Genomic DNA, 25694 nt, shown 5'->3' on the forward strand with positions numbered 1-25694 from the left:
GCGCGGGCACCTGCGGGGGGGTGTGCGCATGATCCGTTTGAACCTGGTGCTGCTGGTGGCGGTGCTGGCCAGCGCGTTTTATCTGGTGCATACCCAGTACGAATCGCGCCGCCTGTACACCGCGCTGGACCGTGCCCAGGCGCAGACGCGCAAGCTCAGCTCGGAACACGAGCAATTGCAGGTGCAAAAACGCGGCGAGGCTACGCCGGCCCGTGTGCAGCAGCTGGCCAGTCGGCAGCTGCAGATGCGCCCGGTGAACCCGGCCATCACCCAATACGTGACGGTATTTGAGTCGCCCGCTGCGCGCGCCGGGGAGTCGGTCCCGTGAGCCGTAGCATCAACTACAGCGCCAGCCCGCTGCTGGCCAGCAAGACGCCGGTCTGGCGCAGCAAGTTCATCGTGGCCGGCTTGGCCGTGGCCTTTGCCGGCCTGGGCGCGCGAGCCGCCTATGTGCAGGTGTTTGGTAACGAGTTTTTTCAGCGCCAGGGCGAGGTGCGGTTTGCCCGCACGCTGGAGCTGCCGGCCAACCGGGGCCGGGTGCTGGACCGCAATGGGCTGATCCTCGCTTCCAGCGTGGTAGCGCAAAGCATCTGGGCCATCCCGGAAGACGTGGACCGGACCGACCCCAAGCTGCGCCAGCTGGCCAAGCTGCTGGAGATGCCGCTGGCCGATTTGCGCAAGCGCCTGGGCCAGGAGGACAAGACCTTTGTCTGGGTGAAGCGCCAGGTGGACGAGCCGGTGGCCAAAGAGATTGCGGCCCTGGGCATCAAGGGCATTTACCAGCGCCGCGAATACAAGCGCCAGTACCCCGAGGGCGAAGCCGCCGCGCACGTGGTGGGCTTCACCAATGTGGAAGACCGCGGGCAAGAGGGCGTCGAGCTGGCGTTCAACCAGCAGCTGTCGGGCAAGGCGGGCTCTCGGCGCGTCATCAAAGACCGGCTCGGCCGTGTGGTGGAAGACGTGCGCGACGTGGTTCCGCCGGTGGACGGCCCCGACCTGCAGTTGTCGATCGACAGCAAGGTGCAGTACTTCGCCTACCAAAAACTGCGCGATGCCATTCAGGAGCACAAGGCCCGCGCTGGCAGCGTGGTGGTGCTTGACGCGCAGACCGGCGAAGTGCTGGCGTTGGCCAACTACCCGAGCTACAACCCCAACCGCCGCCAAAACCTGAGTGGTGAGCAGCTGCGCAACCGCGCGCTCACCGACAGCTTTGAGCCCGGCTCCACGATGAAGCCTTTCATCGCCGCACTCGCGCTGGACAAGGGTTTGGTCAAACCCACCACCCCGATCCAGACCGCACCGGGCCGCATCAGCATTGGGGGCTCCACCATCAACGATGCGCACCCGCACGGCATCCTGACGGTGAACGAGGTCATTCAAAAGTCGAGCAACGTGGGCACCGTCAAGATGGCGATGCAGATGTCGCCCCGGGAAATGTGGGAAACCTATGCCCAGGCCGGCTTCGGCCAGAAGCCGCAAGTGCCCTTCCCCGGTGCGGTGAGCGGTCGTCTGCGGCCTTACAAAACCTGGCGTCCGATTGAGCAGGCCACCATGAGCTACGGCTATGGCCTGTCCGCTTCCTTGTTTCAGTTGGCTCAGGCTTACACCATCTTTGCGCGCGACGGTGCGCTGATTCCGGTCAGCATGGTCAAGACCGACACCACCGCCAGCGGCGTGCAGGTGTTCAGCGAAAAGAACGCCAGCGCTGTGCGCAAGATGCTGGAAATGGCTGCAGGCCCCGGCGGTACCGGCCAGCGTGCGCAGACCATGGGCTATTCGGTGGGTGGCAAGTCGGGCACCGCACGCAAACAAGAAGGCAAGGGCTATGCGGACAAAAAGTACCGCAGTTTCTTCGTTGGCCTGGCGCCGGTGGAGTCGCCGCGCATCGTGGTGGCGGTGATGGTGGACGAGCCGAGCAACGGCGTCTACTACGGTGGCGCAGTGGCCGGACCCGTGTTCAGCGAGACCGTGCAGCAGACGCTGCGCATCATGGGCGTGCAGCCCGACATGAGCGTCAAACCCCAGATCGTGACCGAAGTGGTCGAGGAGTCGTTTTGATGCAGGCCCTGCAAGATCCCCAGGCGGTGGCCAACTGGTTGCGCAGCCGCGTGCAGGGCGACCTGCATTGCGACAGCCGCCGCATCTGCGCCGGTGACGGTTTTGTGGCCTGGCCAGGGGCTGCCACCGATGGGCGCCGATTTGTTGCTGGCGCCTTGCAGGCCGGCGCGGCAGCGGTGCTGGTGGAGCAACAAGGTGTGGAGGCTTTTGGGTTCAACGACGAGCGGGTGCTGGCCGTGCCGGGTCTGAAGGCGCTGGCCGGCCCCATCGCTAGCGCGTATTACGGCGACCCCAGCAGCCAGCTCGACCTGATCGCCATCACCGGGACGAACGGCAAAACCTCGACCGCGTGGTGGGCAGGACAGCTGTTGTCGGCCGCTGGTCAGCCGTGTGCGGTGGTCGGCACGCTGGGCATTGGCCAGCCGCCGCTGGCCGGCGACACGGGCCATGCGCTGGTGCCCACCGGTTTGACCACGCCCGACCCGGTGCTGCTGCAGGCGCGCCTGCGCGGCATGGTGGACGCGGGTGTGAAGGCGTGCGCGGTGGAGGCGTCGTCCATCGGCCTGGTGGAAGGCCGCTTGAACGCCAGCCGTATCCGCGTGGCGGTGTTCACCAATTTCACCCAGGACCACCTCGACTTCCACGGCAGCATGGACAGCTACTGGTCGGCCAAAGCCGCCTTGTTTGAGTGGCCGGGTTTGATGCATGCGGTGGTCAACCTGGACGACCCGCGGGGTACGCCTCTGGCCGCAGCGCTGGGCGCGCGCGGGCTGGACGTGTGGTCCGTTGGCATTCAAGAAGCTGGGCAAGCCATGCCAGCGCGGCTGTTTGCCCAAGACATCGGCTTCACCGACCATGGCATGCGCCTGGTGGTGGGCGAGCGCGGCGCTGACGGCGCCTTGATCGAATCGCACCCCCTGAGCCTGCCGCTGGTGGGCCGCTACAACGTGTCCAACCTGTTGTGTGTGCTGGCGGTAGCCCGCGCGCAAGGCCTGGCGCTGGCCGATGCGGTGCAAGCCTGTGGCGCGCTGACGCCCGTGCCTGGGCGCATGGAACAGGTGCCCGGCGCCAACCCCGAGCAGCCGCTGGTGCTGGTGGACTACGCCCACACGCCCGACGCACTGGAAAAAGCGCTGCAAGCGCTGCAGCCCCTGGCGCAGCAGCGCGGCGGCGCACTGTGGGCGGTGGTGGGGTGTGGCGGCGACCGCGACGCCAGCAAGCGCCCGCTCATGGCCGCCGTGGCTGAGCGCGGCGCGCAACACACCGTGCTCACCAGCGACAACCCCCGCAGCGAAGACCCCTTGACCATCCTGTCGCAGATGCAGGCGGGGCTGGCCCAACCGGGCGCCGCGCACACAGAGCCCGACCGCGCTGCGGCCATTGCCTGCGCCGTGCAAGCCGCAATGCCGCACGACGTGGTGTTGATTGCCGGCAAAGGCCACGAGGATTACCAGGAAATCAAGGGCGTGAAGACACCATTTTCTGATCTGGCGCAAGCCCAGACAGCGCTGCAACAGCGCAGCACCGCAAAGGGGGCCAACGTATGAACAACTTGGCCCAGTTATTGAACCGCCTGACCGGTGCGAACGCGGTGGGGACGGTCCAAGCACCGATTGCACGCGTGCACACCGACACCCGCAGCCTGCAAGCGGGTGACCTGTTTGTGGCGCTCAAGGGCGAGCGTTTTGACGCGCACGACTTTCTGCCCCAGGCCGCGGCACAAGGCGCGGTGGCCGCCATTGCACACGCTGGCCTGGCCGCTGCCGGTATGCCCGGTGTGGAAGTGCCCGACACCCGTCTGGCGCTGGGCGAGCTGGCCCGCCTGTGGCGCGAGCAGTTCAGCTTGCCGCTGATTGCCGTGACCGGCAGCAACGGCAAAACCACGGTCACGCAAATGATCGCGTCCATCCTGCGCGCCCAGGCGGGTGATCAGGCGCTGGCCACGCAAGGCAACCTGAACAACGACATTGGTGTGCCGCTCACGCTGCTGCGTTTGCGCGAAGCGCACCGCCTGGCCGTGGTGGAGCTGGGCATGAACCACCCCGGCGAGATCGCGTACCTGGCTGCCCTCGCGCAGCCCACCGTGGCGCTGGTCAACAACGCGCAGCGCGAACACCAGGAGTTCATGGCCACGGTAGAAGCCGTGGCGCGCGAAAACGGCGCCGTCATCAGCGCCTTGGCCCCGGCCGGTGTGGCCGTGTTCCCCAGCGACGACGACTACACGCCGGTGTGGCGTGCGCTGGCGGCCAGCCACCGCGTAGTGACCTTCAGCGACACCGACGCCAGCGCCGATGTGCACGCGCTGCAAACCGCCTGGGCCGACGGTGCCTGGGCCTTGAGCATGGCCACACCCGCTGGCGCATTGAACTGCCACCTGCGCATTGCCGGACGCCACAACGTGCGCAACGCGCTGGCCGCAGCCGCCTGCGCGCTGGCCGCCGGGGTGCCGCTCGCCGCCATCGGCCGTGGGCTGGACGCCTTTGAGCCTGTGGGCGGGCGCTCGCGGGCCTTGTCGCTCGCGCTCGCGGGCCGCAGCGTGACCCTGATTGACGACACCTACAACGCCAACCCCGACTCGGTGGTGGCCGCCATCCACGTGCTGGCCGAGCTGCCTGGCCCGCGTTTGCTGGTGGTGGGCGACATGGGCGAGGTGGGCGAGCAAGGGCTGGCCTTTCACCTGGAAGTGTTGCGCCATGCGCAGGCCTGCGGCATTGAAACCGTGCATTGCGCGGGCGACTGGATGCGCCAGGCCACCGAAGCCTTGCAGGCCGCGGGCGAGCCAGCGCCCACGCACTGGGCCGACGTGTCCGCGCTGGTGGCCCATGTGTGTGCCACCGTGGCCGCGGCCGATGCCGGCGTGCGCAGCGTGCTCGTGAAGGGCTCGCGTTTCATGCGCATGGAACGCGCCGTGCAGGCACTGCAAGCCCTTGCGGCGCCTGCAGCCCACCCCCAACAACAAGAACACAAGGAAGCCCCGCATGCTGCTTAGCCTGGCCCTGTGGCTGCAAACCCTCGGACCCGAGTTCGGGTTTCTGCGCGTTTTTCAGTACCTGACCTTTCGCGCCGTCATGGCCGCCATGACCGCGCTCATCGTCGGGTTGGTCGCGGGGCCGTTCTTCATCCGCCGCCTGGCTGCGCTCAAGATCGGACAGCCCATCCGCGAATACGCGATGCAAACGCACCTGAGCAAAGGCGGCACGCCCACCATGGGCGGTGTGCTGATTTTGTTTGCGATTGCTTTGTCCACGCTGCTGTGGTTTGACCTGTCCAACCGCTTCGTGTGGATTGTGCTGCTGGTGACCTTGGGCTTTGGCGCCATTGGCTGGGTGGACGACTGGCGCAAGGTGGTGCACAAAGACCCGGAAGGCATGCGCTCGCGGGAAAAATACTTCTGGCAGTCCGTCATCGGCATGGTGGCCGCGCTGTACCTGGTGTTCAGCGTGTCCGAAACCAGCAACCTGCGGGTGATGGAGCTGTTCATCCAGTGGGTCGCTTCGGGCTTCACCGTGGACCTGCCGCCTCAAGCCGGGTTGATGGTGCCGTTCTTCAAGGAAATCAGCTATCCGCTGGGCGTGTTCGGTTTCGTGGTCATGACCTACCTGGTCATCGTCGGTTCGAGCAACGCGGTGAACCTCACCGACGGACTCGACGGCCTGGCCATCATGCCGGTGGTGATGGTGGGCTCTGCTTTGGGCGTGTTCGCCTACGTCACGGGCAGCGCGGTGTTTTCGCGCTACCTGCTGCTGCCGCACATTCCGGGCGCGGGTGAGCTGCTCATTTTCTGCGCCGCCATGGCGGGCGCCGGGCTGGCGTTTTTGTGGTTCAACGCGCACCCTGCGCAGGTGTTCATGGGCGACGTGGGTGCGCTCGCGCTCGGTGGCGCCTTGGGCACCATTGCCGTCATCGTGCGCCAGGAAATCGTGCTGGCCATCATGGGCGGCATCTTTGTGGTGGAAGCCCTGTCGGTGATGTTGCAGGTGGCGTATTTCAAATACACCAAGCGCCGCTATGGCCAGGGTCGCCGCCTGTTCCAGATGGCGCCTTTGCACCACCACTTTGAGAAAAAGGGCTGGAAAGAAACCCAGGTGGTGGTCCGCTTCTGGATCATCACCATGCTGCTGTGTTTGGTGGGCCTGTCCACCTTGAAGCTGCGATGAACACTTTGCGCGACCACCACGTTCTCGTCCTGGGCCTGGGCCACTCCGGCCTGGCGATGGCGCGTTGGTGCGCGCGCCACGGCGCCCGGGTCACGGTGGCCGACACCCGTGCAGCGCCGCCGCAGCTGGTCACCTTGCAGGCCGAGTGCCCGACGGCGCACTTCGTATCGTGCGCTTTCGATGACGCGCTGCTGGCGCAGGGCGGCTGGACGCTGGTGGCCCGCAGCCCTGGCCTGGCCCCGACGCAACTGGCCGCCGTGAACGCCTGGGCGCAGACCCACGGGGTGGCGGTGGTGGGCGAGCTCGACTTGTTTGCTCAGGCGCTGGGCGATCTGGCGAAGCGCGAACACACCCCCTACACGCCCAAGGTGCTGGCCATCACGGGCACCAATGGCAAAACCACCGTGACCTCGCTCACCGGCTTGCTGCTGCAGCGCGCCGGGGTGAACGTGGCCGTGGCCGGCAACATTGGTCCGGCCTTGCTCGACGTACTCAGCCAGGCGCTGGACGCCGAAGCCGTGGCCGAGGCCGCAGACGCCCAAAAGGCCGCAGCGGAAGCGGAAGCGGAGGCCGCCGCCGGCACGCCCCTGCCCGAAGCCTGGTTGCCTGCCGATCCAGACGAGCGCCCGCCCGCAACGGCAGAAGCAGCCACCACCGACGCTGAAACAGAAGAAGCCGCAGAAGACGAAGGCCCGGTCCAGTTGGTGCCGCCACCACTACAGCTGCCGCAGCCGCCCCACCTGCCCGCCGTGTGGGTGCTGGAGCTGTCCAGCTTCCAGCTGGACGGCGTGGCCGGTGGCGCCTGGGACCGTGTGCCCACGGCAGCCACCGTGCTCAACATCACCGAAGACCACCTGGACTGGCACGGTTCGCTGGCTGCCTACGCGCAGGCCAAGGCGGCCATCTTTGGCACCCAGGCGCTCATGCTGCTCAACCGCGACGACCCGCAGGTCATGGCCATGAAGCCGTCGCTGGTCACGGTGAAGGTGAGCGGGCGCAACCGCCAGCAGCCGGCCCGGCCTTACGCCACGTTTGGCCTGGGCGCACCCACCCGCCCGGGCGACTGGGGCATTGAGGCGGTGAACGGCATGGAATGGCTGGTGCGTGCGTTGGCGCTGGACGAAACCCGCAAACGCGGGCGGGCCGCAGACACCGAAGACGAGGTGTATTTCCAGCGCATGATGCCGGTGGATGCCCTGCGCATCCGTGGCCGGCACAACGCTGCCAACGCGCTGGCCGCGTTGGCCTTGGCCACCTCCACCGGCGCTGCGCTGGGCGCCATGTTGCATGGTTTACGCGAATACCGCGGCGAGCCGCATCGGGTGGAACCGGTCGGCATTCTGGACGACGTGGAGTATTTCGACGACAGCAAAGGCACCAACGTGGGCGCCACGCTGGCCGCCATCAACGGTTTGGGCGCCGACCGGCGCCTGGTGGTCATTCTGGGTGGTGACGGCAAGGGCCAGGACTTCAACCCATTGACCGACGCGCTGGTGCGCCACGCCCGCGCGGTGGTGTTGATCGGCCGCGATGCGCCGCTGATTCGCGCCACCATCGGCGACGCTGTCGCGCACGCGCAGCTGCCGCTGCTGGATGCCGCCAACCTGCCCGAAGCGGTGGCGCTGGCCGCCCAGCAGGCCCGCCCAGGTGACGCGGTGCTGATGTCGCCCGCCTGCGCCAGCCTGGACATGTTTGACAACTACGTGCACCGCGCCCGCGTGTTTGTGGCGGCGGTCGCCGAGCTGGCGGCTGACCGGGGTATGGATCTGGAGAGCTACGCATGATGGCGGCCCTGACTCACCGGCTGGCGCAATGGCGCGGCGCTTTCGCGTCCGCTTTGCCCAAGCTCATTGGGCGCGACCTGGCTGGCGCGCTGGCAGGCGGCACCTCGCGCGACGGCTTGCCGGTGCGCCTGTCCAACCGCACCTACGCCGGCACCCGCAACGTGGCCGTGCGCGAGCTTGGCTTTGACCAACCCTTGCTCTGGGTGGTGGTGGCGCTGCTGGCCTGGGGCCTGGTGATGGTGTATTCGGCTTCCATCGCCTTGCCGGACAACCCGCGCTTTGCCAACTACGCCCACACCCACTTTGTATTGCGCCATGGCATTTCCATGACCATTGGCGTCATCGCGGCCATGGTGGCGTTCCAGTTTCCGCTGCGCGCCTGGGAAAAGATGGCGCCCTGGCTGTTTGCCGTGGCCCTGGTGTTGCTGGTGCTGGTGCTGGTGCCTTTCATCGGCAAAGGCGTCAACGGCGCGCGGCGCTGGATCTCGCTGGGCATCATGAACTTCCAGCCCTCTGAGCTGGCCAAGCTGGCGGTGCTGCTGTACGCCGCGGACTACATGGTGCGCAAGATGGAGGTGAAAGAACGCTTCTTCCGCGCTGTATTGCCCATGGCCTTGGCGGTGCTGGTGGTGGGCATGCTGCTGCTGGCCGAGCCCGACATGGGCGCTTTTATGGTCATCGTGGTGATCGCCATGGGCATTCTGTTTCTGGGTGGGGTCAACGCCCGCATGTTTTTCCTGATGGCGGTGCTGGTGGTGGCGGCGTTTGCCATGATCGTGCTCACCAGCGAATGGCGCCGTGAGCGCATTTTTGCCTACCTCGACCCCTGGAGCGTGGAGCACGCGCTGGGCAAGGGCTACCAGCTGTCGCACTCGCTCATTGCCATTGGCCGGGGCGAAATCTTTGGCGTGGGCTTGGGCGGCAGCGTGGAAAAACTGCACTGGCTGCCCGAAGCCCACACCGATTTCTTGCTCGCCGTCATTGGAGAAGAGTTTGGTCTGGTCGGCGTGCTGTTGCTGATCGGCCTGTTTCTCTGGCTCACCCGCCGCATCATGCACATCGGCCGCCAGGCCATCGCGCTCGATCAGGTGTTTGCCGGGCTGGTGGCGCAGGGCGTGGGCCTGTGGATGGGCTTCCAGGCCTTCATCAACATCGGCGTGAACCTGGGTGCACTGCCGACCAAGGGCCTGACGCTGCCGCTCATGAGCTACGGCGGCTCGGCGATTTTGCTGAACCTGATCGCCATCGCCATCGTGCTCAGGGTTGACTATGAAAACCGCCAGCTCATGAAGGGTGGGCGGTCATGATCAGCTGGCGGTTTATTCAAAACTGGCAGGCAGGCGCGCAGCGGCTGCAGATGCGGAATGCATCGTTGATGAAAGGGGGCCGCGCATGACGAAACGCCAGCCTTGCGCCCTCATCATGGCCGGCGGTACCGGTGGCCATATCTTCCCGGGGCTGGCCGTGGCCGAAGCCCTGCGCGAGCGCGGCTGGCGTGTGCACTGGCTGGGTGCGCCCGGCAGCATGGAAAGCCGCCTGGTGCCACCGCGCGGTTTCGCGCTGGAAACCATTGACTTTGGCGGTGTGCGCGGCAAAGGCGTGAAGACGCTGGTGCTGCTGCCACTGCGCCTGCTCCGGGCCTTCTGGCAGGCGTTGCAGGTGGTGCGCCGGGTGCAGCCCGACGTGTTGGTGGGCCTGGGTGGCTACATCACGTTTCCGGGCGGCATGATGGGCACCCTGCTGGGTAAACCGCTGGTGCTGCACGAACAAAATTCGGTGGCAGGCATGGCCAACAAAGTGCTTGCAGGCATTGCCGACCGGGTGTTCACCGCCTTCCCCAATGTCTTCAAGAAGGCCGAGTGGGTGGGCAACCCATTGCGCGCGGAGTTCCTTCGCCAGCCCGCACCCGCGCAGCGCTTTGCTGGCCGCAGCGGCCCGCTGCGCCTGCTGGTGGTGGGCGGCAGCCTGGGCGCCAAAGCCCTGAACGACACCGTGCCGCAGGCGCTGGCACTCATCCCCTCGGGCCAGCGCCCGCAGGTGGTTCACCAGAGCGGTGAAAAGCAGATTGACGCGCTGCGCGCCAACTACACCGCCGCCGGCGTGCTGGCCGAGCTCACGCCGTTCATTGACGACACGGCCCAGGCCTTTGCCGACGCCGATCTGATCGTGTGCCGAGCCGGCGCCAGCACCGTGACCGAAATTGCCGCGGTGGGCGCGGCCGCCCTGTTGGTGCCGTTTCCGCACGCGGTGGACGACCACCAGACCACCAACGCCCGGTTTTTGACCGATGCTGGCGGCGCCTGGGTGGTGCAACAGAACGAACTGACCCCGCAAACGCTGGCGAGCCAGCTGCAAAGCTTGCAGCGCAACCAGCTTCTGGCCATGGCCGAAAAAGCCAAACAGATGGAAAAAACACATGCCGTGGCGGCCGTGGTGTCCGCCTGCGAGCAACTCGCGAAAGTGAAAACAGTATGAAACATGCCATTCGCCACATTCATTTCGTCGGCATCGGCGGCTCCGGCATGAGCGGCATCGCCGAGGTGCTGCTCAACCAGGGCTATGTCATCTCGGGCAGCGACCTGGGAGAAAACGCGGCCACGCGGCGCCTCGTGTCCATGGGGGCCAAAGTGTTTACCGGGCACGATGCCCGGTACATCGAAGGCGCTGACGCCATCGTCACTTCCACCGCCGTGAAAGAAGACAACCCCGAGGTGGTGGCCGCCCACGCCAAGCTGGTGCCTGTGGTGCCGCGTGCGGTGATGCTGGCCGAGCTGATGCGCATGAAAAAAGGCGTGGCGATTGCCGGCACGCACGGCAAAACCACCACCACCAGCCTGGTGGCCAGTGTGCTGGCGGCGGCCCACATGGACCCCACCTTTGTGATTGGCGGGCGCCTGAACAGCGCTGGCGCCAACGCGCAGCTGGGCTCGGGCGAATACATCGTGGTCGAAGCCGACGAGTCGGATGCCTCGTTCCTGAACCTGTTGCCGGTGTTGTCGGTGGTGACCAACATCGACGCCGACCACATGGACACCTACGGCCATGACTTTGGCCGCCTCAAGGGCGCGTTCATCGAGTTTTTGCACCGCATGCCGTTTTATGGCGCTGCGGTGGTGTGCGTGGACGACCCGTCCATTCGAGAAATCTTGCCGCAGATCGCGCGCCCCATCACCAGCTACGGCTTCTCTGAAGACGCGCAGGTGCGGGCTGTAAATGTGCGGGCGGTGGGCGCCCAAATGCACTTCACCGTGCAGCGCAAAAACGGCATTCAGTTGCCCGACCTGGACGTGGTGCTCAACCTGCCCGGCAACCACAACGTGCTCAATGCGCTGGCCGCCATTGGCATTGCGGTGGAACTCGGCGTGGACGACGCGGCCGTGGTGCAGGCGCTGGCCGAGTTCAAGGGCGTGGGCCGGCGCTTTCAGCGCTATGGCGAAGCGGCCCTGCCCACGGGCGGCAGCTGCACGCTGGTGGACGACTACGGCCACCACCCGGTGGAAATGGCGGCCACGCTGTCGGCCGCTCGCGGCGCCTTTCCCGGGCGGCGCCTGGTGCTGGCCTTTCAGCCGCACCGCTACAGCCGCACGCGCGACTGCTTTGAGGATTTTGTGAAAGTGATTGGCCAGGCCGACGCGGTGTTGCTGGCGGAGGTGTATGCCGCCGGCGAGGCGCCGATTGTGGCGGCCGATGGCCGCTCGCTGGCCCGGGCACTGCGGGTGGCCGGCAAGCTGGAGCCGGTGTTTGTCGATGACATTGGCGCCATGCCGCAGTCCATTCTGGACAACGCGCGCGACGGCGATGTGGTCTTGTGCATGGGTGCTGGCTCCATCGGCGCGGTGGCCGATCGGGTGGTCGAGTTGGCGCAGGAGTCAAAACAATGAAGGCAACGGTGAACATGGACCCGAAACAACTGGGCAAGGTGGCGGTGCTGATGGGCGGGCGCTCGGCCGAACGCGAGGTTTCGCTGATGTCGGGTGCGGGCGTGCTGGCCGCGCTGCAGTCCAAGGGCGTGGATGCCCACGCCTTTGACCCCGCCGAGCGCGACCTGGGCGAGCTCAAACGCGAGGGCTTTGCCCGCTGCTTCATTGCGCTGCATGGCCGCTTCGGTGAAGACGGCACGGTGCAGGGCGCGCTGGAATTGCTGGGCATTCCCTACACCGGCCCTGGCGTGATGGCCTCGGCGGTGGCGATGGACAAACTCATGACCAAGCGCATCTGGCTGGCCGAAGGCCTGTCCACACCGGCCTGGCGCCAGGTGCACAGCGCCGAAGAAACCCGCGCGGCCTTTGCTGCGCTGGGCTCGCCCATGATCGTGAAGCCCGTGCGCGAGGGCTCCACCATTGGCCTCACCAAGGTGCTGACGCTGGCCGAATGCGACGCCGCCTACACCCTGGCGGCAGGCCAAGACCCGATGGTGATGTGCGAACAGTTCATTGCCGGTGACGAAGTGACCTGCCCGGTGCTGGGCACCGGCGCGGGCGCTCGCGCGCTGCCCGTCATCCGCATCGTGGCGCCCGACGGCAACTACGACTACCAGCACAAGTACTTCACCGACGACACGAAGTACCTGGTGCCCTGCGGCTTGCCGGAAGGCGAGGAGGCCGCCATTCAGGCGCTGGTGCTCAAGGCCTTCCTCACGCTGGACTGCCGCGGCTGGGCGCGTGCCGACGTGATGATCGACGGCAAGACCCGCAAGCCCTACCTGCTGGAAATCAACACCTCGCCGGGCATGACCAGCCATTCGCTGGTGCCCATGTCGGCCCGCGCCACCGGCTTGTCTTATGAAGACCTGTGCCTGAGCGTGCTGGCCGGCGCTGCGCTGGACAACGCGGTGCCTGCAACGGCCTAAACCCCTGCCATGACCCAGTCCGACCTGCCCATCGATGTCAAGCTCATGACCGCGGCGACCCACGCCCTGGCCGTGGTGTTTGCCGTGCTGTGCCTGGGCACGCTGGGTACTTGGGCGGTGCGCCATCCGGTGTGGTCGGTCAAAGCCATTTCGGTGCACGGTGATGTGGCCCACCAGAACGTGGTCACGTTCCGTGCGCAGCTCGCCACACAAATGAAAAACAGCCTGTCGGCCAGCTTCCTCACGGTCGACCTGCAACAGGTCAAGCGCATGTTTGAGTCGGTGCCCTGGGTGCGCAACGCGGTGGTGCAGCGGGAGTTTCCCAACCGCCTGCGCGTGACCCTGCAAGAGCACGAGGCCGTGGCCTGGTGGGGCGCTTCGGGCTCGGGCCAGCTGGTGAGCCGCCTGGGCGAGGTGTTTGAAGCCAGCCCCGACGACAGCGATGGCCTGCCCGAACTGGTGGGCCCGCCTGATCAGTCGGCCCAGGTGTGGGCGCTGTACCAGCTGCTCAGCGCCGAGTTGGCGCGGCTTGAGCTGGGCCTGGCGCGGCTGGAGCTCACCGAGCGTGGCAGCTGGCGCGCCGAACTCGACAACGGCGCCCGCATGGAGCTGGGCCGGGGCAGTCCCGACGAGCTGCTGGCCCGCACCCAGCGCTTCACCGCCACCTTGAGCCAGCTGACCGAGCGCTACGCCGGCGCGGTGCAGTCGGTGGATTTGCGTTACCCCAACGGCTACGCGTTGCGCATGCGCGGTGTCACCACCGTGATCGAAGACAGCACAGACCCCACAAAGACAACCAGGTAATCAAGAAACAATCATGGCCAAGGAATACAAGGATTTGGTGGTCGGACTCGACATTGGCACCGCCAAGATCATGGTGGTGGTGGCAGAGGTGCAGGCCAACGGTCAGCTCAAGCTGGCGGGGCTGGGTGTGTCGGCCAGCCACGGCTTGAAGCGCGGCGTGGTGGTCAACATCGATGCCACCGTGCAGAGCATCCAGGCCGCGCTGAAAGAGGCCGAGCTGATGGCCGACTGCCGCATTGCGCGGGTCTACACCGGCATCACCGGCAGCCACATCCGCGGCATCAACAGCAGCGGCATGGTGGCCATCAAGGACCGCGAAGTCACCCCGGCCGACGTGGCCCGCGTGATCGAAACCGCCAAGGCCATCAACATTTCGACCGACCAGCGCCTGTTGCTGGTGGAGCCGCAAGAGTTTGTCATCGACGGCCAGGAAGTGAAAGAACCGATTGGCATGAGCGGCATCCGGCTGGAAGCCAAGGTGCACATCGTCACCGGCGCGCAGAGCGCGGCCGAAAACATCATCAAGTGCGTGCGGCGCTGCGGGCTTGAAGTGGACCAGCTGATGCTCAACCCCCTGGCCTCCAGCCAGTCGGTGCTGACCGACGACGAAAAAGAACTGGGCGTGGCGCTCGTGGACATTGGCGCCGGCACCACCGACGTGGCCATTTTTTCGGGTGGCGCGATCCGCCACACCGCCGTCATTCCCATTGCGGGCGACCTCATCACCAGCGACATCGCCATGGCGCTGCGCACCCCCACCAAAGACGCCGAAGACATCAAGGTGGAACACGGTTGCGCCAAGCAGTTGCTGGCCGACCCCGACACCCAGGTGGAAGTGCCCGGCCTGGGCGACCGCGCGCCGCGCATGCTGAGCCGCCAGGCGCTGGCCGGCGTCATCGAGCCCAGGGTGGAAGAAATCTTTGCCCTGGTGCAGCAGGTGGTGCGCGACTCGGGGCACGAAGAAATCTTGTCGTCCGGCATTGTGCTCACGGGCGGCAGCGCCGTCATGCCGGGCATGGTCGAGCTGGGCGAAGACATCTTTTTGAAGCCGGTGCGCCGGGGCGTACCGAATTACGCCAGCGCTTTGTCCGACATGGTGGCGCAGACCCGCGCCGCCACGGTGATGGGCCTGCTCGAAGAAGCGCGTCTGGCCCGGGTGCGCGGGCACAAGGTGGCGCAGAAGGCGGGTTCCATGCAGGGCGCCTTCGAGCGCATGAAAAACTGGTTTGTGGGGACGTTCTGACCATGCAGCACACACACACGATGAGCGACTTGTCCAGCGTCCTTGTTTGCCCCGCGCGCCGAGGCGCTGCGGGCCACTACCCGGTGCACCGATGTACGGCCTGCACCGGGCCGCCCGGATGATGCCGGGGCCGCGCAGCGGCCACCCCACGCAAGACAACAACGGTTTGACATTGAAACAACGCCCTGAAACACAGGTTCAAGGGCACAACAGGAGAGAAAAATGAGCATCGAAATGATTGAAGTGGAAGAGTTCAACCTGGGCACCCAGATCAAGGTGATTGGTGTGGGCGGTGGCGGCGGCAACGCCGTGGAGCACATGATTTCGCGCAGCGTGCAGGGCGTGGAATTCATCTGCGCCAACACCGACGCGCAATCCCTGTCACGCAGCGCCGCCCACAAGACCATTCAGCTCGGTGCCACGGGCCTGGGCGCTGGCAGCAAGCCCGAAAAGGGCCGCGATGCGGCAGAGTTGGCGGTTGACGAAATCCGTTCGGCCATTGAAGGCGCTCACATGCTGTTCATCACCGCCGGCATGGGTGGCGGCACCGGTACCGGTGCGGCCCCCGTGATCGCCCGTGTGGCCAAGGAAATGGGCATCCTCACCGTGGGCGTGGTCACCAAACCGTTCGACTGGGAAGGCGGCCGCCGCATGACCAACGCCGACACCGGCCTGACCGAGCTCGAAGCCAACGTGGACTCGCTGATCGTGGTGCTGAACGAGAAGTTGCTGGACGTGCTGGGTGACGACGTGACCCAGGACGAAGCCTTTGCCCACGCCAACGACGTGCTGAAAAACGCCGTGGGCGGTATCGCCGAGATCATCAATGAATACGGCAACGTGAACGTTGACTTTGAAGACGTGCGCACCGTGATGGGCGAACCCGGCAAGGCCATGATGGGCACCGCCGTGGCCGCTGGCCCTGACCGCGCCCGCATTGCCGCCGAGCAAGCCGTGGCCTGCCCGCTGCTCGAGGGCGTGGACCTGTCCGGCGCCAAAGGCGTGCTGGTGCTGGTGACCGCGTCCAAGGGTTCCCTGAAACTCAAGGAGTCCAAGGAAGCCATGACCGCCATCAAGGCCTACGCTTCGCCCGATGCGCACGTCATTTATGGCGCCGCCTACGACGACAGCCTGGGTGAAGAAATGCGCGTGACCGTGGTCGCCACTGGCCTGAGCCGCCAGGGCATGCGCCGCACCGCGCCCCCGCTGCAGGTGCTGCGTACCGGCACCGACAACGTGCCATTCAACGTGCCCACCATGAACGCCGCGGTGGCTGGCCCAGGTGCCAGCCACGCCCAGCCCGACTACAACTCCATGGCCGTGCCCAGCGTGTGGCGCACCAACCGCACCCAGGCCGCGGCCAAGGTGGACGCGCTGGCTTCGGGCGGGATGGACGACTTTGAGATTCCCGCCTTCCTGCGCAAACAAGCTGATTGATCGACGTAAAGCTACTGCGCCCTCCGATCTGGCGCCTGCAGTGCTCGCCGTACGCAAGTACGGCTCCGCGCTTCAGCGCCACCTCGGAGCGCTCGCTACGCTTTCCGTTCGATCAATCTCTGCCTGGGTGTGTTTGGTTCAATCACCGGGATAGTTTTCCTGCCCAGCGCGAAACCGCTCAAAAAATTAAAATTACTGGATGCTTGCTCAACGTACCCTCAAATCCCTGACCAAAGCCGTCGGCGTGGGCCTGCACAGCGGTCAGCGGGTGGAGTTGACGTTGCGCCCTGCGCCGCCGGACACGGGCATCGTGTTTCGCCGTGTCGATTTGCCCGAGCCGGTGGAGATTGCGGTCACAGCCACGTCGGTCACAGACACCCGGCTGGCGTCCACCATTTCCAACGGGGGTGTGAAGGTGCACACCATCGAACACCTCATGAGTGCGGCAGCCGGGCTGGGCCTGGACAACCTGTATGTGGACATCACGGCTGAAGAGGTGCCCATTCTGGATGGCTCGTCGGCCTCGTTCGTTTACCTGCTGCAAAGTGCGGGCATCGTGATGCAAAAGGCTCCTAAGCGCTTCATCCGGGTCATACGGCCGGTGGAGGTGCGCGAGGGCGAGGGCAGCAACCTGAAGTGGGCGCGGCTGGACCCTTACCACGGCTACAAACTGAGCTTCGAAATCGAGTTTGACCACCCAGCGGTGAGCTCCACGGGGCAGCGGGTCGAGTTCGACTTTGGCAGCGGGACCTACGCCCGTGAAATCGCGCGTGCCCGCACCTTTGGTTTCACGCGCGATGTGGAAATGATGCGCTCACACGGCTTGGCCATGGGCGGTGGGCTGGACAACGCGATCGTCATGGACGACGTGAAGGTGCTCAACGCCGACGGCCTGCGCTACCAGGACGAGTTCGTGAAGCACAAGATCCTGGACGCGATTGGCGACCTTTACATCGTGGGCAAACCGCTGCTGGCGGCTTACAGCGCGTTTCGCAGCGGTCACGCCATGAACAACCAACTGTTGCGCGCTCTGCTGGCGCAGCCCGATGCCTACGAGATCGTGAGTTTTGAGCGCGACCGCGACGCCCCGACGGGTTTCGCCCAACTGGCACCGGCCTGGTAAGGCGCATTGCCATGCTGCTGTTTCGCTTCACCCTCTTCTTTTTGCTCATCGCCGCCGGCGTGTGCTTCGCGTTTTACATCGGCACCGGCAAACCCTACTTTCGCCAGTGGGGGATGATCATTTTGAAGTGGACCGTGATCGCGGCGCTCGGGTTCTTCGGCGTGCTCGTGCTGGAGCGGCTGCTGTAGGCGCACTGCGCCCAGCCCAGGACACCGTGGAACCGGCTCTGCCGGGCCGCAGGTGTTACCCCCAGGGGGTGGCGGCCTGCAAGGCCGGCGCAGGGGGTCAATAACTTCGGCCGCCCTTGTAGGCCGCGTGTGTGCGGGCCTGCAGCGCGCTGACCTTGTTGATCGCCGCCACCGAACGCGCCACCTGGGCGTGGGTGATGCACAGGCCCAGGGCGTCGGCGGCGTCTTTGCCGGGCAGGCCGGGCAGCTGCAGCAGGCGTTTCACCATCTCCTGCATCTGCGCCTTGTCGGCGCGGCCGTAACCCACCACCGCCTTTTTCAGCTGTAGCGCGGTGTATTCGGCCACGCTCAGGCCGTTGGCCACCAACGCTGTGAGGCAACAGCCCCGGGCCTGGCCCAGCAGCAGCGTGGCCTGCGGGTTCACGTTCACAAACACGATTTCGCAGGCCGATACGTCGGGCTCGTAACGCTTGACCACTTCACTGATGCCGTCAAACAAAATTTTCAGCCGTTCTGGCAACAGGGCGCCGTCTTTGGGGCTGGTCTGTATGGTGCCGCTGGCGACGTAGTGCAGAGCTTGGCCTTCGGTGTCGATCACGCCAAACCCGGTGCACTGCAAGCCGGGGTCAATGCCGAGAATTCTCATAGGAAGGTCCAGCGAACCGAGTGGAAGAACACAGGCGCCGCAAAACACAGCGCGTCCACGCGGTCCAGCAAACCGCTGGCCCCGGTGACCGAGCGACCTGCCGAGCCCCAGTGGGTCACGCCGCGGTCGCGCTTGATGGCTTTCATGACCAGGTGCCCCAGCGTGCCGGCCACGCAAGCCACCAGGGCCATGCCCAGCGCTGGCAGCGGCTTGAAGGGCGTGAAGCCCGAGAGCAAGGCGCCCAGCAGGCCACCAGCCAGCAGTCCCCAGGCCCAGCTGCGCCAGTGAAAGCTCTCGCTGATGGCGGGTGCCACCGGGCGCCGCAGTCCCCTGGCCATCAGGTGCTGCACCAGCATGCAGGTTTGCACCACCAGCACCAGAAAGAACACCAAAAAGGCTTCTCGGCCAGCGAAACGCGGAAAGTCGAGCAGCAGCAAGGCAGGCACATGGCTCAGGCCGTAGACGCACACCATGATGCCCCACTGCAGCTTGGCGTTGCGCTCCAGAAAGCGCTGGGGGTCGTTGCCCAACGCGCTGACTGCCGGGACAGCGAGAAACACATAGACCGGAATGAAGACCGTGAAGAGGTCGAAATGCTGGGTCCAGACGAGGGCGTATTGCAGCGGCAGCACCAGGAAGAACGCGAGCACCAGGCTGCGGTGGTCGCTGCGTCGGGTGGGCGAGAGGCTGATGAATTCACGGAGCACAAAAAACGAGATAAGGCCAAACAGCACAATGCCCGCGCCGTCGCCCAGCGCCCAGCCGATCCAGAACACCAGCGCCACCATCCACGAGGTGCGCAGCAGCGCCTGGTTGTCGTGGCGGCGCAGTTCGCGGCCGGTTTCTTCGGCGCTGTCAGAGCGCCGCTCGCGCAGCGACATCAACACGCCCGCCACGCTGGCCAGCAACAGCAAGCCAAACACGCCCACAAACAACAGGCTCACCTGTTGCTCGGGCGTCAGACTGCGCAAAAAGGAGCCCATTCAGACGTCTCGCAAGGCCATCACGGCCGCTCTGGCACGGTTTAAAAAATCGGCGCGCGGTTCGTCAGCCCCCAGTTTCACCGGCTCGCCAAACGTGACCGAACACAGCACCGGCACCGGCACCACCTCGCCCTTGGGCATGACGCGCTGCACGTTGTGTATCCAGGTGGGTACCAGCACCACGTCGGGGAAACGCTGAGCCAGGTTGTACAGGCCCGATTTAAAGGGTTGCGGGTCTTCGTCAAACCCCCGCGTGCCTTCTGGGAACAAGATCAACGAGTCGCCGCTTTCCAGCGCGCTGACCAGGGGTTGCAGGGGGTCCTCGTCGCCCTTGCGCTCGCGCTCCACATACACCGCGTTGAACACTTCGGTGGTGATCCAGCGCTTGAAGTTGGACGCTGTCCAGTAGTCGCGGGCGGCGATCGGGCGGGTGATGCTGCGCAGCGAGCTGGGCAGTGCGGCCCAGATCAACACCAGGTCGGCGTGGCTCTGGTGGTTGGCAAAGTAAATGCGCTGCTCGGCCTTGGGCGGGCAGCCGTGCCAACGCGCTTGCGCACCCGTGAGCACGCGCACAAAACCCAGCAAAAACAAGCCCATGGCCTGGGCACGCCAGTTCATGCAGAGCCTGCAAAAACGCCAAAAGCCAACGGTGAGCGTGCCCTGCCCGGCGGCACCGCAGAACGGCCCCCGACCGACCGCAGGCGTCGCCCCCCGCCGAGCGGAAGGTGCGAAGCGAGGTGGGGCAGTCTCATGGCGCGCGCACGTCGCCCATGCGGGCCACGATGGTGCTGGTGCGGCGAGCCAGGTAGGCCGAGTTTTGGCGGCTCTCAAAAAACTTGGGGCTGGGCAGCATCACGGCGAGGCGGGCAGCCTCTTGCGGGCTGAGCTTGGCGGCCGGCTTCTTGAAGTAGCGTTGTGCCGCAGCTTCGGCACCAAAAACGCCTTCGCCCCATTCCACGCTGTTGAGGTAAATCTCCAGAATGCGGCGCTTGCTCAGCAGCGCTTCCAGTGTGAGGGTCAGCAGCAGTTCCTGCCCTTTGCGCAGCAGGTTGCGCTCGCCTGAGAGCAGCAGGTTTTTGGCCAGTTGCTGGGTGATGGTGGAGCCGCCAATGATCTTGGCGGGTTTGATGGCTTTCACGGCCGCCTCGGCGGCTTCGGGTTTTTTGGCCAGTCGGCGCTCAATCTGTTCGGCGCGTTTCTCGGCCAGCGCCTGCCGCCGCTCGTTTTTTTCCCAGGCCGCTTCGATCGCCGTCCAGTCCACGCCGCCGTGGTGGGCAAAGCCGGCGTCCTCAGACGCCATGACCGCGCGCTTCAGGTATGGGCTGATCTGGTCGTAGTCCACCCATTGGTGAGACCAGCGCCCCGCTTTGTCGCTGCCCAGGCTGGCGCCGGCGATGCGCCAGGCCTCCGAGCGCATGAAGGCGGTGCTGTGGGGGTCCACCACCACCATGAGCGCCACCCGCAACACAAAGAAGACTTGCAGCGACACGCCAGCCAGCAACAGCCACAGCACCCAGCGTCCAAGCGATTTCATGGCGGCGCGGTCTTATTGGCTAGAGAGCTGGGTTTTCAGCGTCTCGTCGCGGGTGAAACGAAAGCGTGACACGACCACGATCTGGTCGGCCCGGCGGCGCATGGCGTCGCTGAAGCGGCCAAATTCCAGCCCGCGCACGATCGCCTGGGCCCGGCGGTCCAGGGTGGCGTTGCCCGACGGTTGCACCACTTCGGTGTGCAGCACGTTGCCCGTGTGGTTGACGGTGATGATCATGGTGAGCTCGCCGTAGAGTTTGCGACCGCCGGTTTCTGGAAAGTTGCTGGTGCCCCGGTCTTCGATCTTGCGGCGCAATTCGTCGTAATAAATGGCGTACACCTCTTCCCGGGTGGCTGGGCTGATGTAGCGCTTCTTCGGGCGCTGGTTTTCTTCGTTGATGCGTTTTTCAATCTCGGCGAGGATCTTCACCAGCGCCTGGCGCTTCTGTTCGCGTTCGACCGCTGCGGGGTTGGGGCTCACCGCTTCCAGGTCGGGCGGTGGCATGTTGGCCAGCTGTTTGCGCACCTGCGCCAGGATCTGGTTTTGCCGCTCCTTGAGCGCTTCAATCTGCTGTTCGTCCTCTTCGGTGGCGTCGCCCAGGCGGGCCTGGGTGTTGGGCGGCAGCGGCGAAGTGGCACGGCCTTTGTCGGCATCGCCGCCGCCCGCCAGCGAGGCCTGGGCAATCGCCGTCGCCTTCTCAGGGCGTTCGTCGCTCTTGGCGTTCACCAAAATGACCTCCAGCGGCGTGTCCTGAAACACGCGGTTGAAGCCTTCTGGGTCGACAAAACGCACCGTCAGCAAGCCCGCATGCACCACCACCGACACGGTCAGCGCAAGCTGCAGCGTGCTCAGGTGTTTGAAGAACATCAGGACCGTTTTCACGCCGAAATTATCCTTGGCTGCGGTTGGGCTGGCGGGTTGCGTTCAGCTGGCGCTGTCGGTCGGCGGCGCGTCGGCGGTTGGTGCGGCGTCGTCCACGTCAATCGCCAGCGCCAGCGGGGCCGCCAGCGCCTCGTCGTCCTCACCCGAATCCCCGTTGTCCTCGGACAAATCCTCAACCGGTAGGTCGAGGCGCTCGATCACCGTGCCATGGATGTCCAGCGTGATGTCGTCCACCTCGCCCAGGCGCACGCGCACATGGGCGCCACGGGGCAGGCCGTCGGCGCCCATCACCGGCAACACCAGCGGCAGGGTGTCGGCACGCACCAGGTTGTCCTTGATCAGCGTCGCGGTCACTTCGGTGATGTGGTTTTGCTTCAGGTGCTGCAGCGTCCAGTAGCGCTCCATGCCATTCTGGAAGCCGTTGTAGGCCGAGTAGGCCGCGTCAAACGCGCTGATGACGGCGAACAGGTTGGCGTCTTTGGGTTTGAAGGGCGCGGCCAGTGCCGCGGTTTTGCCATGGCGCACGCAGGCAATGATCTGCCACTGGTTGACCATGTCCACGTAGCGGCGCAGGGGCGATGTGCTCCATGCGTAGCTGGGCACGCCAATGCCGGCGTGCGGCTGCGCCTTGGTGCCCATGCGCACCTTCACGCCAGGCTGCAAGCTGGCCTGGCTGCGGTAAATGCCGGGGACGCCGCATTCCGCCAGCCACTGCCCCCAGCTGCTGTTGGCCAAAATCATGGCCTCGGCCACCATCAGGTCCAACGGCGCGCCGCGCTGGCGGGTGCCAATGACCACGGTTTCGTCACCCGCCGGCTCGTCGCCCACCACACCTTCGAGTCGGAAGGTGTAGTCGGGCCGAGAGAAGTTTTCGGGCTTGCCGCGCACCACCTCGCGCTGCGCTTTCAGGTGGCGCGCCAGCCGAAAAATAAAGGCCAACTGGGGTTGCAGCACTTCAATGTGCGCCTCAACAATGGCCTCACTGGCCGGGGCTGCGCCGTTCAGCCAGTCTTCGGTGATCACCGTGTCCAGCTGGTCGTGGCGCAGGTTGTGGGCAATCGACACCCGTTCCAGCACGGTGCGCCGCTCTTGAATGGCCAGCGTGGCTTCGTCCAGGGTGACGTACAGCGACAGCGCCGGGCAGTCACGTCCAGCTTCCAGCGTGTAGGCCTGCACCACCTCGTCGGGCAGCATGGTGATCTTGTGGCCCGGCATGTACACGGTGGACAGGCGGTTGCGCGCCACCTGGTCGATGGGGCCGTCGGGCAGCACCGCCAGGCCGGGCGCGGCAATGTGGATGCCCAGCGTGACGGTGCCGCTGCCCAGGCCCTGGATCGACAGCGCGTCGTCGATTTCGGTGGTGTGCGAGTCGTCAATGGAAAACGCCTGCACCGGCGCCAGAGGCAGATCGTGGGCAATGACCGGTGCCTGCAGCGGCGCAAACCCGGTGCCTTTGGGAAACTGGTCGAACAAAAAGCGCTGCCAGTGGAACTGGTAGGCGCTGGAGATCGCCCCCGCGTTTTGCAGCAGCGCCAGCGGCGCGGTGTGGCTGTTGCGGGCTGCTTCCACCACCGCCTTGTATTCGGGCGCGTTTTTGTCAGGCTTGAACAAAATCTTGTAAAGCTGCTGCCGCACGGGGTCCGGGCATTGCCCGTTGGCCAGTTCGGCGGCCCAGGTTTCTATTTGCGCCTGCACCTGCTTTTTCTTTTCAATCGCGGCCAGCGCTTGGGCCAAGATGTCAGCGGGGGCCTTTTTGTAGCGGCCCTTGCCGGCGCGGCGGAAATAGTGCGGCGCGCCATGCAGGCACAGCAGCGCCGCGACCTGCTGCTCGGTACCCGCACTGGCGCTGAAATACTCGCGCGCCAGGTCGGCAAATCCGAACTCTTCTTCGGGGGCAAATTCGTAGGCCAGTTCCAGCTCCATGCTGTCGGCCAGCGCGGTGGCGGCCGGCATGAGCTGGCTCGGTGCGGGCTTTTCAAAGCGCAGCAAGGCGTTGGCTGCCTTCACCTTCACGCGCTTACCGGAATCGAGCTCAACCTGGAGCGAGCTTTCGGCCTCTGACAGGAGGCGGCCGGTCAGCAGTTTGCCGGCTTCATCAAACAAAATGTGCATGCGCGAGATTGTCCCATGCGGGCGGTTTTGGCCCGGCGGAATCAGTTTGTGAGGTTCAAAAATTCGAACATCGCGTCGATGTGCTCGTCAAAGTCGCTGATGGCGTGGTCGCTGCCCGGCAGCAGGCGCACCGCACCGCCCGCGCAAAACGCCAGCATCTCGCGCCAGTCCAGCACCTCGTCGCCTTGCGCCACGATCGCCCATTGCCGCTCTGGCTGGGCGGGTTGCAGCGCCGCCAGGCGCGCGGTGTCGCGCTCCAGGGTGAGCAGTTCGTCCACATAAGCGGGCTGGAAAACGAAGTGCTCGCTCGGATCGTGCCAGCTGGTCTGTTCGCCCACGTACTTGAGCAGGTCGCGCGCGGGAAACACGGCCGGGTTGAGCAACACCGTTTTGGCGCAGCCGGTTTGCATGGACAGCCAGCGCGCATAGAAGCCACCCAGCGACGATCCAGCCACCGCCATCGATTCGCGGGGCCAGTCGCGCACGCCTTCCATCACCAGCGCCATGGCCTCCTTGGGCGAAGGTGGCAACTGTGGGCACCACCAAACCACACCTGGGTGCTGAGCAGCCACCCGGGCTGCCACCTTCTGCGCCTTCATGGACTGTGGCGACGAGCGAAAGCCGTGCAAGTAGAGCAGGTGGGTGGTGGGCAGGGGGCTGCGGATGGCAGAAGAACAGGCGGTCATGATGCAAAGGATAATTGCTGCATGGCCGCCGCTTTTGACAAACCTAACCTGCTGCAACGCATCGCCCCGATCTTTCAGGGGTTTGATGGCCCGTTGGTGCTGGCGGTGCTGCTGCTGGCGGGTCTGGGCCTCATGACCATGTATTCGGTGGGTTTTGACCACGGGACACGGTTTGCCACCCACGGGCGCAACATGCTGCTGGCAGCGGGTGTGCTGTTTCTGGTGGCGCAGGTGCCGCCGCAGCGCTTGATGGCGCTGGCTGTGCCGATGTACGTGCTGGGTGTGCTGCTGCTGCTGGGGGTCGAGCTGTTTGGGATCGAGCGAAAAGGTTCGCAGCGGTGGCTGAACATGGGCATCGTCATTCAGCCGAGCGAATTGCTCAAAATTGCCATGCCGCTGATGCTGGCCTGGTGGTTTCAGCGCCGGGAAGGCCAGCTCAAGCCGCTGGACTTCGTGGTGGCGGGCTTGTTGCTGGCGGTGCCCGCTGCGCTGATATTGAAGCAGCCCGACCTGGGCACCACCCTGCTGGTGGTGGCCTCAGGCCTGTTTGTGATCTTTTTCGCCGGTTTGAGCTGGAAGCTCATCGTGCCGCCGGTGCTGCTCGGTGCCATTGGCATCATCGTGCTGATTGCCATGGAGCCGCAATGGTGTGCGCCCGATGTGGACTGGAAGGTCTTGCGCGAATACCAGCGCCAGCGTGTTTGCACGCTGCTGGACCCGTCCAAAGACCCGTTGGGCAAGGGCTTCCACATCATCCAGGGCATGATCGCCATCGGCTCGGGCGGTCTGTGGGGCAAGGGTTTCATGCAGGGCACCCAGACCCACCTTGAATTCATCCCCGAGCGCACCACCGACTTCATTTATGCCGCGTTTTCGGAAGAATTCGGGCTGATGGGCACCTTGGGGCTCATGGTGGCGTTCATCTTCCTGGTGGTGCGCGGCCTCATCATTGCGCTGGAAGCGCCTACGCTGTTCGCCCGGTTGCTGGCGGGTGCACTCACGCTCAACATTTTTGTTTACGCCTTTGTCAACATGGGCATGGTGAGCGGCATTTTGCCGGTGGTGGGCGTTCCCCTGCCTTTTGTGAGCTACGGCGGCACCGCCATGATCACGCTGGGGGTGGGGCTGGGCATGCTGATGTCGATCGCCAAGTCCAAGCGGCTCATGCAGTCTTGAGGTAGTCCGCGCGGGAGGGCATGCAGCTTCAAGAC

General features: G+C 65.4%; 23 protein-coding genes. 16 read left to right on the plus strand and 7 right to left on the minus strand.

What is annotated here, in order from left to right; all coding sequences use genetic code 11:
* The first annotated feature begins 28 nt into the window (after positions 1-28).
* From ftsL to AC0GNR_RS10625, 15 genes are all read left to right on the plus strand, one after another.
* Positions 29-328 (plus strand): cell division protein FtsL, encoded by a 300-nt coding sequence (gene ftsL, locus AC0GNR_RS10555; RefSeq protein ID WP_472900915.1) that lies wholly within the window; start codon positions 29-31, stop codon positions 326-328.
* The gene (locus AC0GNR_RS10560) at positions 325-2058 is read left to right on the plus strand and encodes a peptidoglycan D,D-transpeptidase FtsI family protein (RefSeq protein WP_472900916.1); all 1734 of its coding nucleotides are present in this window, start codon (positions 325-327) and stop codon (positions 2056-2058) included. Before ftsL ends, AC0GNR_RS10560 begins: the two co-directional genes overlap by 4 nt.
* Entirely contained in the window at positions 2058-3605 is a 1548-nt protein-coding gene (locus AC0GNR_RS10565) for a UDP-N-acetylmuramoyl-L-alanyl-D-glutamate--2,6-diaminopimelate ligase (protein WP_472900917.1), read from the plus strand. The genes AC0GNR_RS10560 and AC0GNR_RS10565 overlap by 1 nt, the downstream gene beginning before the upstream one ends.
* Positions 3602-5047 (plus strand): UDP-N-acetylmuramoyl-tripeptide--D-alanyl-D-alanine ligase, encoded by a 1446-nt coding sequence (locus AC0GNR_RS10570; protein WP_472900918.1) that lies wholly within the window; start codon positions 3602-3604, stop codon positions 5045-5047. Before AC0GNR_RS10565 ends, AC0GNR_RS10570 begins: the two co-directional genes overlap by 4 nt.
* A complete protein-coding gene (gene mraY, locus AC0GNR_RS10575; RefSeq protein ID WP_472900919.1) occupies positions 5037-6215 on the plus strand; it encodes a phospho-N-acetylmuramoyl-pentapeptide-transferase in 1179 nt (392 codons plus the stop codon). The genes AC0GNR_RS10570 and mraY overlap by 11 nt, the downstream gene beginning before the upstream one ends.
* Positions 6212-7999, plus strand: a complete 1788-nt coding sequence (murD, locus tag AC0GNR_RS10580) for a UDP-N-acetylmuramoyl-L-alanine--D-glutamate ligase (RefSeq protein WP_472900920.1) — start codon at positions 6212-6214, stop codon at positions 7997-7999. The genes mraY and murD overlap by 4 nt, the downstream gene beginning before the upstream one ends.
* Positions 7999-9306 carry a putative lipid II flippase FtsW gene (ftsW, locus tag AC0GNR_RS10585; protein WP_472900980.1) on the plus strand — a complete coding sequence of 436 codons (1308 nt, stop codon included), beginning with the start codon at positions 7999-8001 and terminating at the stop codon, positions 9304-9306. The genes murD and ftsW overlap by 1 nt, the downstream gene beginning before the upstream one ends.
* 85 nt (positions 9307-9391) lie before the next feature.
* Positions 9392-10474: an undecaprenyldiphospho-muramoylpentapeptide beta-N-acetylglucosaminyltransferase gene (murG, locus tag AC0GNR_RS10590; protein ID WP_472900921.1), complete on the plus strand. Its 1083-nt coding sequence runs from the start codon at positions 9392-9394 to the stop codon at positions 10472-10474.
* A complete protein-coding gene (gene murC / locus AC0GNR_RS10595) occupies positions 10471-11880 on the plus strand; it encodes a UDP-N-acetylmuramate--L-alanine ligase (protein ID WP_472900922.1) in 1410 nt (469 codons plus the stop codon). The genes murG and murC overlap by 4 nt, the downstream gene beginning before the upstream one ends.
* 14 nt (positions 11881-11894) lie before the next feature.
* On the plus strand, positions 11895-12848 hold the full coding sequence (locus AC0GNR_RS10600; RefSeq protein WP_472900923.1) for a D-alanine--D-alanine ligase: 954 nt from the start codon (positions 11895-11897) through the stop codon (positions 12846-12848).
* Between the two features lie 9 nt (positions 12849-12857).
* Positions 12858-13652, plus strand: a complete 795-nt coding sequence (locus tag AC0GNR_RS10605; protein ID WP_472900924.1) for a cell division protein FtsQ/DivIB — start codon at positions 12858-12860, stop codon at positions 13650-13652.
* Positions 13653-13665: 13 nt separating this feature from the next.
* Entirely contained in the window at positions 13666-14895 is a 1230-nt protein-coding gene (gene ftsA, locus AC0GNR_RS10610; protein ID WP_472900925.1) for a cell division protein FtsA, read from the plus strand.
* 222 nt (positions 14896-15117) lie between these two features.
* The gene (ftsZ, locus tag AC0GNR_RS10615) at positions 15118-16332 is read left to right on the plus strand and encodes a cell division protein FtsZ (RefSeq protein WP_472900926.1); all 1215 of its coding nucleotides are present in this window, start codon (positions 15118-15120) and stop codon (positions 16330-16332) included.
* Between the two features lie 199 nt (positions 16333-16531).
* Positions 16532-17455 carry a UDP-3-O-acyl-N-acetylglucosamine deacetylase gene (lpxC, locus tag AC0GNR_RS10620; protein WP_472900927.1) on the plus strand — a complete coding sequence of 308 codons (924 nt, stop codon included), beginning with the start codon at positions 16532-16534 and terminating at the stop codon, positions 17453-17455.
* A gap of 11 nt (positions 17456-17466) precedes the next feature.
* Positions 17467-17643: a hypothetical protein gene (locus AC0GNR_RS10625; RefSeq protein WP_472900928.1), complete on the plus strand. Its 177-nt coding sequence runs from the start codon at positions 17467-17469 to the stop codon at positions 17641-17643.
* 97 nt (positions 17644-17740) lie between these two features.
* Here the strand turns inward: AC0GNR_RS10625 and ruvC are convergent, their stop codons facing one another.
* The 7 genes from ruvC to AC0GNR_RS10660 form a co-directional block, all read right to left on the minus strand.
* On the minus strand, positions 17741-18289 hold the full coding sequence (gene ruvC, locus AC0GNR_RS10630; RefSeq protein WP_472900929.1) for a crossover junction endodeoxyribonuclease RuvC: 549 nt from the start codon (positions 18287-18289) through the stop codon (positions 17741-17743).
* Positions 18286-19272, minus strand: a complete 987-nt coding sequence (locus tag AC0GNR_RS10635) for a phosphatidate cytidylyltransferase (RefSeq protein WP_472900930.1) — start codon at positions 19270-19272, stop codon at positions 18286-18288. The genes ruvC and AC0GNR_RS10635 overlap by 4 nt, the downstream gene beginning before the upstream one ends.
* Positions 19273-19890 (minus strand): lysophospholipid acyltransferase family protein, encoded by a 618-nt coding sequence (locus AC0GNR_RS10640; protein ID WP_472900931.1) that lies wholly within the window; start codon positions 19888-19890, stop codon positions 19273-19275.
* A gap of 130 nt (positions 19891-20020) precedes the next feature.
* Positions 20021-20806, minus strand: coding sequence for a transglycosylase domain-containing protein (locus AC0GNR_RS10645; protein WP_472900932.1), 786 nt, complete (start codon positions 20804-20806; stop codon positions 20021-20023).
* 12 nt (positions 20807-20818) lie between these two features.
* Positions 20819-21670, minus strand: coding sequence for an energy transducer TonB (locus AC0GNR_RS10650; RefSeq protein WP_472900981.1), 852 nt, complete (start codon positions 21668-21670; stop codon positions 20819-20821).
* Positions 21671-21727: 57 nt separating this feature from the next.
* Positions 21728-23797 (minus strand): ribonuclease catalytic domain-containing protein, encoded by a 2070-nt coding sequence (locus tag AC0GNR_RS10655; RefSeq protein WP_472900933.1) that lies wholly within the window; start codon positions 23795-23797, stop codon positions 21728-21730.
* A gap of 41 nt (positions 23798-23838) precedes the next feature.
* Complete coding sequence (locus AC0GNR_RS10660; protein ID WP_472900934.1) at positions 23839-24483, minus strand: YqiA/YcfP family alpha/beta fold hydrolase; 645 nt, start codon at positions 24481-24483, stop codon at positions 23839-23841.
* A gap of 21 nt (positions 24484-24504) precedes the next feature.
* Between AC0GNR_RS10660 and rodA the strand changes: the two genes are divergently transcribed.
* A complete protein-coding gene (gene rodA / locus AC0GNR_RS10665; RefSeq protein WP_472900935.1) occupies positions 24505-25659 on the plus strand; it encodes a rod shape-determining protein RodA in 1155 nt (384 codons plus the stop codon).
* Positions 25660-25694 lie beyond the last annotated feature (35 nt).

Source organism: Hydrogenophaga sp. LT287 (genome assembly GCF_055702805.1).

Excerpts from the sequence above, each read along its gene's own strand:
- ftsL (WP_472900915.1), top strand. The coding sequence starts at position 29 with ATGATCCGTTTGAACCTGGTGCTGCTGGTGGCGGTGCTGGCCAGCGCG.
- AC0GNR_RS10565 (WP_472900917.1), top strand. The coding sequence starts at position 2,058 with ATGCAGGCCCTGCAAGATCCCCAGGCGGTGGCCAACTGGTTGCGCAGC.
- AC0GNR_RS10570 (WP_472900918.1), top strand. The coding sequence starts at position 3,602 with ATGAACAACTTGGCCCAGTTATTGAACCGCCTGACCGGTGCGAACGCG.
- mraY (WP_472900919.1), top strand. The coding sequence starts at position 5,037 with ATGCTGCTTAGCCTGGCCCTGTGGCTGCAAACCCTCGGACCCGAGTTC.
- murD (WP_472900920.1), top strand. The coding sequence starts at position 6,212 with ATGAACACTTTGCGCGACCACCACGTTCTCGTCCTGGGCCTGGGCCAC.
- ftsW (WP_472900980.1), top strand. The coding sequence starts at position 7,999 with ATGGCGGCCCTGACTCACCGGCTGGCGCAATGGCGCGGCGCTTTCGCG.
- murG (WP_472900921.1), top strand. The coding sequence starts at position 9,392 with ATGACGAAACGCCAGCCTTGCGCCCTCATCATGGCCGGCGGTACCGGT.
- murC (WP_472900922.1), top strand. The coding sequence starts at position 10,471 with ATGAAACATGCCATTCGCCACATTCATTTCGTCGGCATCGGCGGCTCC.
- AC0GNR_RS10600 (WP_472900923.1), top strand. The coding sequence starts at position 11,895 with ATGGACCCGAAACAACTGGGCAAGGTGGCGGTGCTGATGGGCGGGCGC.
- AC0GNR_RS10605 (WP_472900924.1), top strand. The coding sequence starts at position 12,858 with ATGACCCAGTCCGACCTGCCCATCGATGTCAAGCTCATGACCGCGGCG.
- ftsA (WP_472900925.1), top strand. The coding sequence starts at position 13,666 with ATGGCCAAGGAATACAAGGATTTGGTGGTCGGACTCGACATTGGCACC.
- ftsZ (WP_472900926.1), top strand. The coding sequence starts at position 15,118 with ATGAGCATCGAAATGATTGAAGTGGAAGAGTTCAACCTGGGCACCCAG.
- lpxC (WP_472900927.1), top strand. The coding sequence starts at position 16,532 with ATGCTTGCTCAACGTACCCTCAAATCCCTGACCAAAGCCGTCGGCGTG.
- AC0GNR_RS10625 (WP_472900928.1), top strand. The coding sequence starts at position 17,467 with ATGCTGCTGTTTCGCTTCACCCTCTTCTTTTTGCTCATCGCCGCCGGC.
- ruvC (WP_472900929.1), bottom strand. The coding sequence starts at position 18,289 with ATGAGAATTCTCGGCATTGACCCCGGCTTGCAGTGCACCGGGTTTGGC.
- AC0GNR_RS10635 (WP_472900930.1), bottom strand. The coding sequence starts at position 19,272 with ATGGGCTCCTTTTTGCGCAGTCTGACGCCCGAGCAACAGGTGAGCCTG.
- AC0GNR_RS10640 (WP_472900931.1), bottom strand. The coding sequence starts at position 19,890 with ATGAACTGGCGTGCCCAGGCCATGGGCTTGTTTTTGCTGGGTTTTGTG.
- AC0GNR_RS10645 (WP_472900932.1), bottom strand. The coding sequence starts at position 20,806 with ATGAAATCGCTTGGACGCTGGGTGCTGTGGCTGTTGCTGGCTGGCGTG.
- AC0GNR_RS10650 (WP_472900981.1), bottom strand. The coding sequence starts at position 21,670 with ATGTTCTTCAAACACCTGAGCACGCTGCAGCTTGCGCTGACCGTGTCG.
- AC0GNR_RS10655 (WP_472900933.1), bottom strand. The coding sequence starts at position 23,797 with ATGCACATTTTGTTTGATGAAGCCGGCAAACTGCTGACCGGCCGCCTC.
- AC0GNR_RS10660 (WP_472900934.1), bottom strand. The coding sequence starts at position 24,483 with ATGACCGCCTGTTCTTCTGCCATCCGCAGCCCCCTGCCCACCACCCAC.
- rodA (WP_472900935.1), top strand. The coding sequence starts at position 24,505 with ATGGCCGCCGCTTTTGACAAACCTAACCTGCTGCAACGCATCGCCCCG.